Here is a 16041-nt window from a genome sequence, read left to right as displayed (position 1 = left end):
ATCCATGCCCGTTTTCAGCAAATTTGGTCTCAAGCCCAATACGGATACGAAAGCTGGACGCCGCATCGTCATTGATGGTGTTGCCGATGGCTTCGAGGCGTTCTGTCTCGCGCGTCTGGTGGATGAGATCGGCGAACGCGGGCCTATCATGTATATCGTGCGCGACGGGCAGCGCATTGCTGACCTTGAGCAGGTCTTGAGCTTTGTCGCGCCGGATCTAGCGGTGCTGCATCTGCCCGCATGGGACTGCTTGCCCTATGATCGCGTATCGCCCGGTGCCGACGCATCGGCGCGCAGACTGACCGCGCTCGGCGCTCTGGCGGCGCTCAAGAAAACACCACATCCGGCCATCGTGCTGACTACGGCCAATGCGGTGCTGCAAAAACTGCCGCCACAGGCGGCAATTGCCGAGCAGGTAATTTCGGCTCGTCCGGGCAACCAGCTTGACATGAATGACCTTGCGTCACGGCTGGAACGCAACGGTTTCGAGCGTGTGTCGACCGTGCGCGATATCGGCGAATTTGCCGTTCGTGGCGGTATTCTCGATCTTTATGCGCCGGGCGCGGAAGAACCTCTGCGCCTCGATTTCTTCGGCGATACGCTGGAAACGATCCGTGCTTTCGATCCCGCATCGCAGCGCACGACGGGCACACGCAAGGAATTCGTGCTGCAGCCGATGAGCGAAATCACGCTCTCAGCCGACATGATCAGCCGTTTCCGCAAGAACTACGTGGCTATGTTCGGCGCGCCGCAGCGTGACGATGCACTCTATCAGGCGATCAGTGAAGGCCGCCGTTTTGCCGGTATGGAACACTGGCTGCCACTGTTTTACGATCATCTGGAAACGGTTTTCGACCATGCGGGCGGCATGCCGGTGGTATTCGATCATCTGGTGCATGAAGCGCTGACTGAGCGCCACACCATGGTGGTGGACCACTACGAGGCCCGGCTGCGTCAGGCTGAAGGCAAGGAAGCCGGCAGCGATGCCGTTCCCTATAAGCCGGTCAAGCCGGAAACCCTCTATCTCACGCCGCAGGCGGTCGAGGATGCGGTGCAGGCAAGCGGGCTTCGCATCGACCTCACACCCTTTGGCGCGCCGGAAGTATCGAACCGCACCATTGTTCATGCCGATGCGCATAAGGGTCGCAACTTTGCCGAGGAGCGTGCAGCAACTGATGTGAACCTGTTTGAGGCGGCGGTGAAGCACATTGCTGATCTCCGAGCCTCCGGCAAGAAAGTGCTGGTTGCTGCCTGGACGGAAGGCTCGCTCGACCGACTGTTGCAGGTTCTTGACGAGCACGGGCTGGAAAAGATCGAGACGGTTGACCGGCTCTCAACTGTCAAGGCGCTGTCTCGCGACAAGGTCACCGCGGCGGTGCTGGCCGTTGAAAGCGGCTTCGATGCCGGTGATCTCGCCGTCGTTGCCGAACAGGATATTCTCGGCGACCGTCTTATCCGCCGGTCCAAGCGTCGCAAGCGTGATCAGGATTTCATCTCGGAAGTGGCGTCGCTGACGGCTGGCGATATTGTCGTCCACGTCGATCATGGTATCGGTCGTTTCATCGGCCTCAAGACCATCACCGCAGCGGGCGCACCGCATGATTGTCTTGAACTTCACTATGCGGGCGATGACCGGCTGTTCCTGCCGGTCGAAAATATCGAGCTTCTCTCGCGCTATGGGTCGGAAGGTTCCGACGCGGTTCTCGACAAGCTTGGCGGTGGCGCATGGCAGATGCGCAAGGCCAAGCTCAAGAAGCGACTGCTTGAGATTGCGGGCCATCTGATCCAGATCGCCGCCGAACGTCAGATGCGTGGCGCGCCGGTGATGACCCCGCCGGATGGGCTTTATGCGGAATTCTCTGCGCGCTTCCCCTATGACGAGACTGAAGACCAGATGACGGCCATTGAGGCTGTGGCAGACGATCTGGCGGCGGGCAAGCCGATGGATCGCCTGATTTGCGGCGATGTCGGTTTCGGCAAGACGGAAGTGGCGCTCCGCGCTGCCTTTATCGCGGCGCTCAATGGTGTGCAGGTCGCGGTGGTTGTGCCGACAACGCTTTTGTCACGCCAGCATTTCAAGACTTTCTCCAAGCGCTTTCATGGACTGCCGATCACCGTCGCGCATGCTTCGCGGCTGGTTGGAACCAAGGAACTGGCCGCGACCAAGAAAGGTCTGGAAGAGGGCACCGTCGATATCGTCGTCGGTACCCATGCGCTGCTCGGCAATTCGATTAAGTTCAAGAATCTCGGCCTGCTCATCATCGATGAGGAGCAGCATTTCGGCGTCAAGCACAAGGAACGGCTCAAGGAGCTGAAATCCGATGTGCATGTGCTGACCCTGTCGGCAACGCCAATCCCGCGCACCTTGCAGCTTGCGCTGACCGGCGTGCGCGAACTCTCGCTCATCACCACGCCGCCAGTGGATCGCATGGCGGTGCGCACCTTCGTTTCTCCGTTCGATCCGCTCGTCATTCGTGAAACTTTGCTGCGTGAGCGCTATCGCGGTGGTCAGAGTTTTTATGTCTGTCCGCGTATTTCCGATTTGGGCGACATCGAGGAATTCCTGAAGGAACATGTGCCGGAACTGAAAGTCGCCGTTGCGCATGGCCAGATGGCGCCGGGCGTGCTCGACGATATCATGAACGCCTTCTATGACGGTCAATACGACGTGCTGCTTTCCACGACCATCGTGGAATCCGGTCTCGATATTCCGACCGCGAACACCATGATCGTGCATCGCGCCGACATGTTCGGACTGGCGCAGCTCTATCAGCTGCGTGGTCGCGTCGGGCGCTCCAAGCAGCGCGCTTTCGCACTCTTCACGCTTCCCGCAGGCAAGATGCTGACACAGATGGCGGAACGTCGCCTGAAAGTGCTGCAATCGCTGGATACGCTTGGCGCAGGCTTCCAGCTTGCCAGCCACGACATGGATATTCGTGGCGCGGGTAATCTCTTAGGCGAGGAACAGTCAGGCCATATCAAGGAAGTCGGTTTCGAGCTGTATCAGCAGATGCTGGAAGAAGCCGTTGCAACACTCAAGGGTTCCGGCGAAGTGGAAGACAGCCAGTGGTCGCCGCAGATCGCTATTGGCACGGCGGTCATGATCCCCGAAGCCTATGTGCCGGACCTGCAATTGCGCCTCGGCCTTTATCGCCGCCTTGCCGATCTGGAAGAACCGCAGGATATCGATGCATTCGGCGCAGAACTCATCGACCGCTTCGGCCCGATGCCGGAGGAAGTGCAGCACCTGCTTAAGATCGTCTATATCAAGGCGCTCTGCCGTCGCGCCAATGTCGAAAAGCTGGATGCCGGTCCGAAGGGCGTCGTCATCCAGTTCCGTCACGCGACGTTCAACAACCCTGTTGGTCTGGTGAAGATGATCGGCGAGCAGGGTTCTATGGCCAAGATCAGGCCGGATCAGAGCATTGTGTTCATTCGTGATTGGGCGACGCCGGAAAAGCGTCTCAACGGCTCGGCTGTCATCATGACACAGTTGGCGAAAATCGCGGCGGGTTAACCCGCCGCTTCGCGTCTTTTAGCGATCTTCAGAAATTCCCGGTTCGAAGCCTTCCGCCGTCTGGCGGATGGCATCGGCCAGAACATCGGCGTTTTGTGCGCCCATAACGGCATATTTCTGATCGATGATGAAGCAGGGCACGCCGCGCACACCGATACGGTTGGCGGTGTCGATTTCCTCGCGGATTGTTGCCTTGTCGGCATCGCTTTCCAAAAGGCGGGCGACAACGGCTGCATCCATACCAACGCTTGCGGCAGCATCGACCAGCACCTCATGGTCGCCAATATCCTGTCCCTGCTCGAAATAGAGCGAGAACAATGTGCCGACGAGCTTGTTCTGCGTATCGGGAGCGGCCTGTGCAGCCCAGTGGATGACGCGGTGCGCGTCGAGCGTGTTGGGTGCGCGGGTGATCGCCTCGAAGTCGAAGACAATGCCGTTTTCGTCGCCCAATCCGGTTAGCTGCTTGTGAATGTCATCGATCTTCGAACCGTTGCCGAATTTCTCGCGCATATAGACACCACGATCCTTGCCTTGCGGTGGGAGCGTCGGGTCGAGCTGAAACGGACGCCAGCGAATTTCCGCTTCTACTTCGGGCAGCATGGCGAGAGCGTTTTCAAGCCGCTTGCGCCCAAGAAAGCACCATGGGCAGACGACATCGGACACAACGTCGATGGTGATTTTCTTTTCACTCGTGTTTTCGCTCATGGGGATGCTCCGTGTGGTTACGGGAGGCTGAGCCTCCCGCATCAATATCGCATTATATAGGACGTGGATTTAGGGCGAATTACGGTCTTATCAAAGAGAACTTGGAGCGCATCCCGAAAAGTGTGAAACGGTTTTCGGAAAAGATGCGCGTTAAAACAAAACCTTAGAGCGCAGATCTGATTCGATTAGATCTGCGCTCTAAGGCTGGGCGCGCCACCAGGTCGGCAATTGATAACCGTAAAGCGAGGTTTTTTCCGGATGGCCGATCCGGTCCCACCGCGCCACCCACTGGTAAGGCAGATGGTAGAGGGGAATGTAATAATCGCCCGATAGCAGTATCCGGTCGAGTGCATGCACGGCGCTGACAAAATCGGCACGGCTACGTGCAGCGAGCATCGCATCAATCATCGCATCGACTGCGGGATCAGCAACGCCCGGATAATTGAAGCTGCCTTGAGCATCGCGCGAGGCCGAACCCCAGCGCATCCACTGCTCGTTGCCGGGCGACAGCGAACTGGAAAGAGCGCCCAGGATCATGTCGTAATCGAAGGTCTGGAGCCGCTGCTGATATTGTGCATCGTCAGCTGTACGGATTTCCACCGTGATGCCGAGGCGAGCGAGATTACGCTTATAGGCAAGCCCAATCTTCTCCTCATCCGCCGAGCGCGTCATGATTTCGAATTGCAGCGGCTTTCCCGTGGAATCGACGGCCAGCCCGTTGTGGAACTGAAAACCGGCTTCCATCAGAAGATCATAAGCCTGTTTGGCAGGCGCACGGTCGTGGCCGGTTCCATCGGTAACGGGCGGATGCCATGTGCCATTCATCACATCTTCACGCACCGCATTGGGATAAGGAGTGAGCAGTTCCTTTTCACGTGCATCGGCAGGCTTACCGACTGAAGAAAGGTCGGAACCTTCCCAGAAGCTCTGGGTGCGCTTGTACTGGCCCGCGAAAAGATTGCGGTTCGCCCATTCAAAATCGAACAGCAATCCCAGCGCCTGACGCACACGGCGGTCAGCGAAGATCGGGCGACGCGTATTGAACACGAAACCCAGCATGTTTGCGGGTGTGCCCTTTTCAAAACTTTCCTTGATGACTTTGCCTTGCTGTACAGCCGGAAAATCATAGGATTTTTCCCAGCGCGTCGGATTGCCCTCAATGAAAACGTCGAGCAACCCCTTCTTGAAGGATTCGAACAGGGAGGTTTCGTTGCGATAATATTCGATGGTCAGCGTGTCGAAATTGTCCGTGCCGCGCTTGGATGGAATATCCTTGCCCCAATAGTCCGGATTGCGCTTGTAGATGATACGCTGGCCGGGTTGCACGCCGGACACCAGATAGGGGCCGCTGCCGATTGGCGGCTTCAGCGTTGAATTGCCGAAGGTTGCAGGGTCGATTGCGTGTTTCGGAAGAACCGGCATGAGCGATGCGATCAGCATCGGAAACTCGCGGTCGGATTTATCGTTGAAGTTAAATCGTACCGAGCGTTCGCCGGTCTTCTCGATTTTATCAATTCGACTCATCCGATTGTTGAAAGGAGGACGGCCCTTCTCGGTGAGAATCTGGTAGGTGAAGATAATATCATCCACCGTCACCGGCAGTCCGTCCGACCATTTCGCCTTGGGATCAAGGGTAAATTCCACCCATGTCCGCGCCGGATCAATAGCGACTTTTTCGGCGAGCAGCGGGTAGAGCGTGAAAGGCTCGTCACGCGAACGCTGCATCAATGTCTCAAAGACGAGATTGCCGAAGTCCCCATCGGTGAATAGTCCACGCGCAGTCGTTCGCATGCTTTTCAGCACAAAGGGATTGAGGCTGTCGAAAGTGCCGACAACGCCCATGGTGAGCTTACCGCCCTTGGGTGCATCGGGATTGGTATAGGGAAAATTCTTGAAGTCGGCGGGAAGCGCCACGTCCCCATGCATGGAAAGGGCATAATCGGGCGTCGTTGCTGTTTCGGCCTGCGCCTTGCTCACAGCGATTCCCGTCATCGAGACGGCAACCGCAGTCAGGAGCCCAAATTTGAGCCCCTGAGAAATTGTCGGCAGGAATTTTCTGCGCAAAAGAGCGATCAATCCGTTCAACTTCATTCGTCCATTGTAAGTAAGCGTGATGCGCTTGTTTTTAAGGAAATACGAAATAGCATTGATTCGTTGGGCGAAATTACCATGATCCTGCAATATATGGGCATTTTGGGCGTGTTCCCAACGTGACAGTACAAATGAAAATGGTGATTTTGCGAGATTCGGAGCCTTCCGAATGGAAACTGGTCTGGATTCGTGTTCGTAGTCGTTGTAACACCGCCCCGGAATAGGATGGAGAGTCCTTAAGGTCACGCTGTTGCCGCATTTTCAAACCAGTGACGGTCTATCGCTGACTAAGCCAGAATACGGGAACTAAAGATCAGAGCGTTGAAAGGAACCTGTTGATCATGTCCAGCACGAAGACAATCGCTGCCACATCGGCCATCGCTGGCGCGTTCGCCTTGCTTGCCTCCGCAACGATGCCTGCATCGGCCCAGCAGCCGCCGCAGGGTTGGTTCAAGGTCTGCTCGAAGCAGGAAGACAACGACATCTGCAACACGCAGAACATTGTCACTGCCGATTCCGGCCAGTTGCTGACGGCTGTTAACCTCATCGAGATCAAGGGCAAGATCAATCGCAAGATCTTCCAGGTCACCGTGCCGATTGGCCGCCTGATTCCGGCTGGCGTTGGCATGCAGATCGACAACAACAAAGCGGTAAAGCTTGAATACGGCATCTGCTTCCCGGATCGCTGCATTGCTGAAGCACCGCTGAACGACGATCTGATCAAGGCTCTTCAGAAGGGCAGCAAGCTGACGCTGACCTCTGTCAACTATCAGAACAAGCCGAACCCGATCCCGGTCGCTCTCACTGGCTTCTCGCAGGCTCTTACGGGCCCCGCTCTGAAGCAGTCGGAACTGGAAGACCGCCAGAAGGAACTTCAGGACGCCGTCCAGAAGAAGCAAAAAGATTTCGAAGCCAAGATGAAGGCTGAGCAGGACAAGGCCAAGGGCGCTGCCAACTAATCGGCAGAACCTCGATAATGACAAAAGGGCGCTTTTAGCGCCCTTTTTCTTTGAACTGTCGCTTTAGGAAACGACGTGAATTCAGTTGGAGTGCTGTGATTTCACGCGATAGGTGCCATTGTCGAGCCGGTCGAAAATCTCATCGATCTGCGGATGACGTAGAGGTTCGCCGCTGACATCGGGCAGCAAATTCTGCTCGGACACATAGGCTACATATTCGGATTCCGCATTTTCCGCGAAGAGATGATAGAAGGGCTGATCGCGCTGGGGACGCGCGTCCTCCGGTATGGACTCGTACCATTCTTCCGTATTCGCAAATTCAGGATCCACGTCGAAGATAACACCCCTGAACGGGAACAGCCGGTGTTTTACAACCTGACCGATTTGGAACTTCGCGTGTTTTATCTGTGTCATACCCATGAGACGTTATGTAGTTCACTGCCCGCCAAATTAAAGCGGGCGTGCAATATGAAGTTTTTGAAAGGAAGCTGTTATTTGCGGGCCGTGTCGCGTTGACGGTCTGCCAGCTTGGGGAGTTTTGGGAGAAAATGGGTGAAACCACTGCCCGGACGCAGGCCTTCACGCATGAAGAATGAACGCAATGGCGCGAAGGAACGCAGCATTTCCAGCCCGACACCGCGCGCAATCTGTGCAGGCAGCATGGGCGAAAGAAGCGAGCGGTTGAGTGCATCAACGGAGCCGGTACGAGCAAGAATGTCTGGCCGGCGCGCCCGATCATAAGCACGGATCACGCGGTCCGAACCCGGATCGACAGGATCGCTCTCGATGGCTTTGACCAGTGTTTCCACATCGCGCGTGCCAAGATTGAGGCCTTGCGCGCCAATGGGCGGGAAAACATGCGCCGCTTCGCCGATCAGGATGGTCCGTTTCGCCGCAAATGCGCTCGGGACCAGACCGGACAGCGGCCAGGCTTGCGGACGGACGTCAATCTCGATCTGTCCAAGCATCGACTGCATCATTTCCTCGACCTGCGCGGCAAGAGCCTGATCATCCAGCGCGAGCAGGGCTTCGGCGCGTTCCGGGTTCACCACCCAGACAAGGCTCGAACGCTTGCCTTTCAGAGGCACCTGCGTGAATGGGCCATGCTCGGTGTGAAACTCTGTAGAGATGTTTTCGTGGCCGATAGTATGGGCAAAGGACAAGACAACGGCGGTCTGCGGGTAGTTCCAGCGTCGTGCGCGAATGCCTGCGGCTTCGCGTGCACCGGAATTGCGCCCATCAGCAGCGACCAGTAGCCGGGCATGGAGCGTATCACCGCCCGTCAGTGTAACCGTTACATGATCACCATTGGGGCGATATTCGATAGCAGATACCGTATTGCGCTCGATATTGGCGCTTTCGGCGACGGCTTCGGCGAGTTTCGCATTCAGCACAGCGTTTGGAATATTATAGCCGAATGCATCTTCACCGATTTCACCGGCACGGAATGTGACTGTGGGGCTGCGGACAAGGCGCTGGGTCGCGTCGACAATGCGCATGGAGGCAAGGGGTGCCGCTTCAGGCTCAATGGACGACCAGACGCCGATCTGTTCAAGAAACCGGATGGCGGGCATCATCAGCGCCGTGGTACGGCGGTCGCCTTTATCTGTTTCGGGACCGAGAAGAACGGTGCGATAGCCTTTTGCGCCAAGCGCCAGCGCTGCCATCATGCCGGCGGGGCCGCCGCCGCTGATCACGATGTCAGTCATCGGCTTGTTCGCAACCAGATCGTTCATTTCGCTTCATCCTTCGTCGGGACGTATCGGCCAGAAGTGCAGATATGAAGATGATTCTTCCGGGCCGTTCTTAAGCAGCACTTAGACCGAAATGCAGGCAAAGGCCATTCTTCCGTGGAATTAAGGCTGATTTGCCTCACGCCTTACTTGCTCTTTGGAGCTTATTCGGGGAAAGCTTCCAGCAAGAACACGGCTTTTCTGGGATAGATCGCCTTACGATCCAACAGAACGGTTGGGGCGTCAGTTTGTTTGGTGTACATGCCCCGATGAGCCCAAGGTGAGCCCAGAGTAAGATTGAAATAAAATCGCTGTATCTTCTGCGGAAATTGCGCGGCGACAAAACGGAATGGCGGACAGCGTGAAAACCAAACTGACCGGAAAACTTAAAGCCAAGAAAGTCACCGCGCCACAAGCCAAGGCGTTCTCGGTCCATCTGTTGACGGCATCCGGGTCTTTTCTGGCGTTTTTGTCGATCGTCGCGGCAAGCGACGGGCGATATACCGCGATGTGGTGGTGGCTTGGCCTCGCGCTGTTTGTGGATGGTATCGATGGTCCCATCGCGCGCAAACTCGAAGTCAAATATGTTCTGCCCAACTGGTCAGGTGAACTGCTCGACAATATCATCGATTACGTCACCTACGTTCTGATACCCGCCTTTGCGCTTTATCAAAGCGGATTCATGGGAACGAACCTCTCCTTCATATCCGGTGCGATCATCGTCGTATCGAGCGCGATCTACTATGCCGATACCGGCATGAAGACGAAGGAGAACTTCTTCAAGGGCTTCCCGGTGGTCTGGAATATGGTGGTCTTCACCCTGTTCATCGTCAGGCCGGGAGAATGGGTGGCGTTCGGCACTGTGGTTGCTTCGGCGATCCTGTCGTTCCTGCCGATCAACTTCCTGCATCCGGTGCGCGTTGTGCGGTTGCGCGCGATCAATCTCACGGTGTTTCTGCTCTGGTGCGCCTTCGGTGCTATCGCGCTTTACTACACGCTGGATGCGCCGCTTTGGGTTCGCGTGGGCATTTCCGTCACCGGGCTCTATATCTATTTCATAGGCGCAATCATGCAGTTCTTCCCCGGTCTCGGGCGCACCGCCGCCGTTATTGAGGCCGAGAAAGCTGCAGCTGCAAAAAAGAGCGGAGACGTATGATGATCAATGCCATTCGTGTTCATCAGACCGGCGGGCCTGAAGTTCTGAACTATGAACAGATTGAAATCGGAGAGCCGGGGCCGGGTGAAGCGAAGGTTCGTCACGAGGCTGTCGGGCTTAATTTCATCGACGTTTATTTCCGCACGGGTCTCTACAAGGCGGCACAAATGCCGTTTACGCCCGGCAATGAAGGCGCAGGCACGGTTATTGCCATTGGCGCTGGCGTTGAAAATGTGAAAATCGGCGATCGCGTCGCTTATGTGGCAACGCCGGGCTCCTATGCGGACGAGCGCATTCTGCCTGCCGACCGTCTGGTGATTGTGCCGGACAGCATTGATCTCAAAACTGCCGCCTCCATGATGCTGAAGGGCATGACCGCACAATATTTGCTGCGCCGCACGTTTCGCGTTGAAGCCGGGCAGACGATCCTTTTCCATGCTGCGGCTGGCGGTGTCGGCCTGATCGCAGGGCATTGGGCCAAGCATCTTGGCGCAACGGTTATCGGCACGGCCGGATCGCCAGAAAAAATCGCGCTCGCGAAAAAGCATGGCTATGACCATGTCATCAATTATCGCACGGAAAATTTTGCCGAAAAGGTGCGTGAACTGACCAATGGCGAAGGCGTGGATGTCGTCTACGACTCTGTTGGTCGCGACACCTATATGGGATCGCTGGATGTCCTCAAGCCGCTTGGCATGTTCGCCTGTTTCGGTCAGTCGTCGGGCGTTATTCCGCCTTTCGACCTCGGTTTGCTGGCGCAGAAGGGTTCGCTTTTTGCAACCCGCCCGACGCTGTTCAACTATGTTGCCAAGCGTCCTGATCTTGAAAGGACCGCAGCCGAACTTTTCGACGTTGTAGGCAGCGGTGCGGTGAAGATCGAAATCAACCAGACTTATGCGCTGAAGGATGCCCGCAAGGCGCATGAGGAACTGGAAGCGCGCAAGACCACAGGAACCAGCATTTTACTCCCGTAATGACCTCTGATTGACCTTGTTATTGCAATGGGACTGAACGGCTAACTATCGCCGGTGTGCATATGTTAGGCAGAGCCTGCTTTTGCTCTTTTCAAGTGCAAAATTGCTGGATAAGGTCGATCAAAAATACATTTGGGGAATAATGTCAGCCAATTTATCCGACCGGCCTCTTCTGGATGTCCGCCGGCTCACGAAAGTATTTGGGCAGCTCAGAGCTTGCGATGGGGTTGATCTCACCATTGCCAAGGGTGAAATTCACGCGCTGCTGGGTGAAAACGGCGCCGGAAAATCCACTTTCGTCAAGATGCTGTTCGGTGCTTTGCAGCCACTTGAAGGCGAAATCGTCTGGAAAGGCCAGAGCGTCGTCATTGGTGAACCTGCCGCTGCAAGAAAACTCGGCATAGGCATGGTTTTTCAGCATTTTTCGCTGTTCGACTCGCTGACTGCCGCAGAAAACATCGCCCTGTCGCTGGATCATTCGCTGTCCTTGTCGGATGTGGCGAAGCGAGCGGGTGAAGTCGGCAAGACCTATGGCTTGCCAGTTGATCCGCAGGCCCATGTCGGCGACCTTTCAGTCGGTGAGCGCCAGCGCATCGAAATCGTACGCTGTCTGTTGCAGGAACCGGACCTGATCATTCTGGATGAACCGACCTCGGTTCTGACACCGCAGGAAGCCGATCGCCTGTTTGAAACGCTGGAGCGGCTGAAGGCTGAAGGCAAATCCATCCTCTATATCAGCCACCGTCTGGAAGAGGTAAAGCGCCTTTGCGACCGCGCGACGGTGTTGCGCCACGGCAAGGTGGTCGGGCATTGCGATCCGCGCAAGGAAACGGCGGCATCGCTTGCCCGCATGATGGTTGGTAACGACATCAAAGTCGTGGCCCGCAGCCCGATGGATGCTCCGGCAACACGGACCGAAGCGCTGTTTGATATCAAGTCACTGTCTCAACCGCCACGTGGACCGTTTTCCACGGCGCTGAAGAATATCTCGCTTTCGGTGGCGGCAGGCGAAGTTGTCGGCATTGCAGGCGTTGCAGGCAACGGGCAGGGCGAGTTCTTCGAGGCGATTTCCGGTGAAGTGCTGCAATCTGCGGCCTCGACCGTGCGCATTCGCGGCAAGGATGCGGGCAGGCTTGGCATCAGTGACCGACGCATGATGGGTGCTGCTTTCGTGCCGGAAGAACGGCTTGGCCATGGTGCTGTGCCATCGCTGCCGCTGACCGATAATCTGTTCCTGTCACGCTATAAGACCGACGCGAAAGCCTTCTTGCGTGGCGGTGCACTGAAATTGATTGCCGAAAGCGCGCTGCATTCCGCCGACCGGCGTATCATCGAGCGCATGGATGTGCGCAAAAGCGCGGAAAATCCGCCTGCATCAGCATTGTCCGGCGGCAATTTGCAGAAATTCATCATCGGTCGCGAACTTGACCGGTCTCCATCGGTCATGGTCGTCAACCAGCCGACATGGGGTGTCGATGCGGGCGCGGCAGCCCATATCCGGCAAGCCCTCGTGGATCTGGCGCGTTCCGGTTCCGCCGTTCTCGTCATCAGCCAGGATCTCGATGAACTCTTTGAAATCAGCGACCGGATTGCTGTCATGAATCACGGTCAGCTTTCCGAGCCTATGCCTGTTGCTGAACTGACCCTTGAAAAGATAGGCCTGCTGATGGGCGGCATTTCCGGTGAAGCAGAAGCGGGTGCAGCCTGATGCGGATCGAACTCGTCAAACGGCCACAGCCGTCGAAGCTTTTCAGCTCCTTGTCGCCCTTGCTGGCTTTGGCGCTTACTTTCATTTTTGGCGGGCTCGCTTTCGCCTTGATGGGCAAAGACCCATTCAACGCACTGTATGTGTTCTTCGTCGAGCCTTTGTTCGATATCTGGTCGTGGCATGAATTGCTGGTCAAAGCCGCGCCGCTGATCCTGATCTCGGTGGGCCTGTGCGTCTGCTTTCTGTCGAACAACTGGAATATCGGTGCCGAAGGGCAATTCATCATGGGTGCCGTCGCAGGCTCCATTTTGCCGGTGCTTTTTCCCGATTTTCAGTCGTGGATTGTTCTACCACTGATGATGCTGATGGGCATGGCGGGCGGCGCCGCCTATGCGTCGGTTCCGGCCTTCCTCAAGGTGCGGTTCAACACGAACGAAATTCTCACCAGCCTGATGCTGGTCTATGTCGCACAGCTCTTTCTCGACTGGCTGGTGCGCGGACCGTGGCGCAACCCGGAAGGCTACAACTTCCCGGAAACGCGCCAGTTTAATGAAAGCGCTATTCTGCCGGAAATCTGGAGTGAATCAGGCCGCGCTCATTGGGGCTTCATTCTGGCGCTGATTGCCGCCGTGCTGGTCTGGTTTATGCTCAAGCACACGCTAAAGGGCTTCGAGGTCAAGGTTATTGGCCAGAGCCCGCGGGCCGGGCGCTTTGCGGGTTTCAGCTCGGGCAAGCTGGTTTTCTTTGTCTTTGCCGTTTCGGGCGCGCTTGCCGGGCTTGCAGGCATTGCAGAAACATCCGGTGCTATCGGGCAGCTTCGTCCGGTTATCTCGCCGGGCTATGGTTTCACCGCAATCATTGTCGCGTTTCTGGGGCGTCTCAATCCGCTGGGTGCAATCGCAGCGGGGCTTGTGCTGGCGCTGTCCTATCTCGGCGGCGAGGCGGCGCAGGTAGCCATCGGCATTTCAGAAAAATCGGCGCGCGTGTTCCAGGGAATGATCCTGTTCTTCGTGCTCGCCTGTGATACGCTCATTCTCTACCGCATTCGTTTTGTCAGCGCGCGCAAAGCGGGAAAGGCCTGATCCGATGGAACTGACCCAGGCCATTCTCCTCACAATTGCCACTGCCGCAACGCCGCTGCTGATCGCAGCCATTGGCGAACTGGTGGTGGAACGTTCCGGCGTGCTCAATCTCGGCGTTGAAGGTATGATGCTGATGGGCGCTGTTTCCGGCTTTGCCGCAGCGCAGCTTACCGGCTCGGCTTGGCTGGGCCTTTTGGCGGGCATTGCCGTTGGCACCTTGTTTTCAGCCATTTTCGGTTTCCTGACGCTCACTCTCGTCACCAATCAGGTGGCGACTGGCCTTGCGCTGACCATTCTGGGCATCGGTGCTTCGGCCATGCTGGGTGAGAGCTTTGTCGGCATTCCGGGCGTTCGGCTCGAGGCCATCTATATTCCATATCTCACGGAAATCCCTCTGGTCGGGCGGTTCCTGTTCGGGCAGGATCCGATCTTCTATTTCTCGCTGCTACTGGTTGCAGGCGTGACGTGGTTCCTGTTCCGCACACGCGCGGGTCTCACCTTGCGCGCTATAGGCGATAGCCACGGCTCCGCCCATGCGCTTGGCGTCCATGTGGTGCGCACACGCTATCTGGCGGTGCTGTTCGGCGGGGCCTGCGCTGGCCTCGCAGGCGCGCAGCTCTCTCTCGTCTATGTGCCGCAATGGGTGGAAAACATGACGGCCGGTCGCGGCTGGATCGCACTCGCGCTCGTCGTTTTCGCCTCGTGGCGGCCATGGCGGGTGCTGATCGGGGCTTATCTTTTCGGTGCGGTCACCATTGGGCAGTTGCACGCGCAGGCACTTGGTTTTGGCATGCCATCGCAGTTGTTGTCGGCATTGCCTTATATCGCGACCATCGTGGTGCTGGTGATCATCTCGCGCAACAAACGCCTGACGATGATGAATACGCCCGCATCGCTCGGCAAGCCGTTCGTACCGGACAGGTAGGGGTTAAACGAACGCTGCTCCCAACAGCTTTTGTTTTGAATATTGGGTGTCAACAAGGAGTGCAGGGAACATGAAAAAGACGCTTATGGCCTTCGCTACAGCTGCGAGCTTTATGCTCGGCGGCGCGGCGCATGCGGAAGAAAAACTCAAGATCGGCTTCATCTATATCGGACCTCCGGGCGATTTCGGCTGGACCTATCAGCACGATCAGGCGCGCAAAGAACTGGTCGAGGCTCTCGGCGACAAGGTTGAAACGACCTATCTCGAAAACGTGCCGGAAGGTGCTGATGCCGAGCGCTCCATCGAACGTCTGGCACGCGCTGGCAACACGCTGATCTTCACAACGTCGTTCGGTTACATGGACCCGACGATCAAGGTCGCCAAGAAGTTCCCCAAGGTGAAGTTCGAGCACGCCACCGGTTATAAGACCGCCGACAATGTCTCGGTCTATAATGCGCGTTTCTATGAAGGCCGGTATGTTCAGGGACAGATCGCCGCAAAGCTCTCCACCAAGGGCGTAGCAGGCTATATCGCCTCCGTGCCGGTGCCGGAAGTGGTGCAGGGCATCAACGCTTTCATGCTGGGTGCGCAGTCGATCAACCCGGATTTCAAGGTCAAGGTCATCTGGGCCAATTCGTGGTTCGATCCAGGTAAGGAAGCCGATGCCGCCAAGGCCCTGATTGATCAGGGCGTCGATATTCTGACACAGCACACCGATTCCACTGCCGCCATTCAGGTTGCAGCCGAACGCGGTATCAAGGCCTTTGGTCAGGCTTCGGACATGATCAAGTTTGCGCCGAAGACGCAGTTGAGCGCAACCATTGACGAATGGGGTCCATACTACATCGACCGCGCCAAGGCCGTTCTCGACGGCACCTGGAAGAGCCAGGACATCTGGTGGGGCATGAATGAAGGCCTCGTCAAGATGGCGCCGTTCACCAACATGCCGGATGACGTGAAGAAAATGGCCGAGGAAACCGTGGCCAAGATCAAGTCCGGCGAGTTGAAGCCGTTCACCGGTCCGATCAAGAAGCAGGACGGTTCGGAATGGCTCAAGGCTGGCGAACATGCTGACGACAAGACCTTGCTCGGCATGAATTTCTACGTCGCGGGCGTAGACGACAAGCTGCCACAGTAAGCCCTTATACAGGCTAAAAAAGAAGGGCGCGTCGGGCGCCCTTTTTCTTTTGG

Annotated in this window: 12 protein-coding genes; 8 read left to right on the top strand and 4 right to left on the bottom strand. The window is 56.8% G+C overall.

The genetic code is table 11. The features are described 5' to 3' along the window. Positions 1-4: 4 nt before the first annotated feature. Complete coding sequence (gene mfd / locus FHW00_RS21085; protein ID WP_078340346.1) at positions 5-3517, top strand: transcription-repair coupling factor; 3513 nt, start codon at positions 5-7, stop codon at positions 3515-3517. Between the two features lie 18 nt (positions 3518-3535). On the opposite strand, the gene FHW00_RS21080 is transcribed toward mfd, so the two are convergent. Together FHW00_RS21080 and FHW00_RS21075 are read right to left on the bottom strand one after the other, a co-directional pair. Continuing rightward, positions 3536-4222, bottom strand: coding sequence for a DsbA family oxidoreductase (locus tag FHW00_RS21080; RefSeq protein WP_078340347.1), 687 nt, complete (start codon positions 4220-4222; stop codon positions 3536-3538). A 198-nt stretch (positions 4223-4420) separates the two neighbouring features. After that, positions 4421-6214, bottom strand: a complete 1794-nt coding sequence (locus FHW00_RS21075; protein WP_078340378.1) for an extracellular solute-binding protein — start codon at positions 6212-6214, stop codon at positions 4421-4423. Between the two features lie 440 nt (positions 6215-6654). On the opposite strand from FHW00_RS21075, the gene FHW00_RS21070 reads away from it, so the two are divergent. Then, entirely contained in the window at positions 6655-7272 is a 618-nt protein-coding gene (locus FHW00_RS21070; protein ID WP_078340379.1) for an invasion associated locus B family protein, read from the top strand. Positions 7273-7353: 81 nt separating this feature from the next. On the opposite strand, the gene hspQ is transcribed toward FHW00_RS21070, so the two are convergent. Both hspQ and FHW00_RS21060 read right to left on the bottom strand, forming a co-directional pair. Further along, positions 7354-7692 (bottom strand): heat shock protein HspQ, encoded by a 339-nt coding sequence (gene hspQ, locus FHW00_RS21065; protein WP_078340348.1) that lies wholly within the window; start codon positions 7690-7692, stop codon positions 7354-7356. 71 nt (positions 7693-7763) lie between these two features. Then, on the bottom strand, positions 7764-9008 hold the full coding sequence (locus tag FHW00_RS21060) for a UbiH/UbiF family hydroxylase (RefSeq protein WP_078340349.1): 1245 nt from the start codon (positions 9006-9008) through the stop codon (positions 7764-7766). A 346-nt stretch (positions 9009-9354) separates the two neighbouring features. On the opposite strand from FHW00_RS21060, the gene pcsA reads away from it, so the two are divergent. The 6 genes from pcsA to FHW00_RS21030 all read left to right on the top strand — a co-directional run bounded on the left by pcsA (position 9355) and on the right by FHW00_RS21030 (position 15988). Further along, complete coding sequence (pcsA, locus tag FHW00_RS21055; RefSeq protein WP_078340350.1) at positions 9355-10161, top strand: phosphatidylcholine synthase; 807 nt, start codon at positions 9355-9357, stop codon at positions 10159-10161. Further along, positions 10161-11135, top strand: a complete 975-nt coding sequence (locus FHW00_RS21050) for a quinone oxidoreductase family protein (protein WP_078340351.1) — start codon at positions 10161-10163, stop codon at positions 11133-11135. Before pcsA ends, FHW00_RS21050 begins: the two co-directional genes overlap by 1 nt. A gap of 142 nt (positions 11136-11277) precedes the next feature. After that, positions 11278-12843: an ABC transporter ATP-binding protein gene (locus tag FHW00_RS21045; RefSeq protein WP_078340352.1), complete on the top strand. Its 1566-nt coding sequence runs from the start codon at positions 11278-11280 to the stop codon at positions 12841-12843. Further along, on the top strand, positions 12843-13925 hold the full coding sequence (locus FHW00_RS21040; protein WP_078340353.1) for an ABC transporter permease: 1083 nt from the start codon (positions 12843-12845) through the stop codon (positions 13923-13925). The genes FHW00_RS21045 and FHW00_RS21040 overlap by 1 nt, the downstream gene beginning before the upstream one ends. Positions 13926-13929: 4 nt before the next feature. Further along, positions 13930-14850: an ABC transporter permease gene (locus FHW00_RS21035; protein ID WP_078340354.1), complete on the top strand. Its 921-nt coding sequence runs from the start codon at positions 13930-13932 to the stop codon at positions 14848-14850. Positions 14851-14920: 70 nt separating this feature from the next. Further along, positions 14921-15988 (top strand): BMP family ABC transporter substrate-binding protein, encoded by a 1068-nt coding sequence (locus tag FHW00_RS21030; RefSeq protein WP_078340355.1) that lies wholly within the window; start codon positions 14921-14923, stop codon positions 15986-15988. Positions 15989-16041: the final 53 nt, after the last annotated feature.

It is taken from the genome of Ochrobactrum sp. P6BSIII (genome assembly GCF_014138065.1).
Lineage (GTDB): Bacteria > Pseudomonadota > Alphaproteobacteria > Rhizobiales > Rhizobiaceae > Brucella.
The sequence above is the reverse complement of the archived record's forward strand: the minus strand, read 5'-3'. Positions and strand labels throughout refer to the sequence as shown.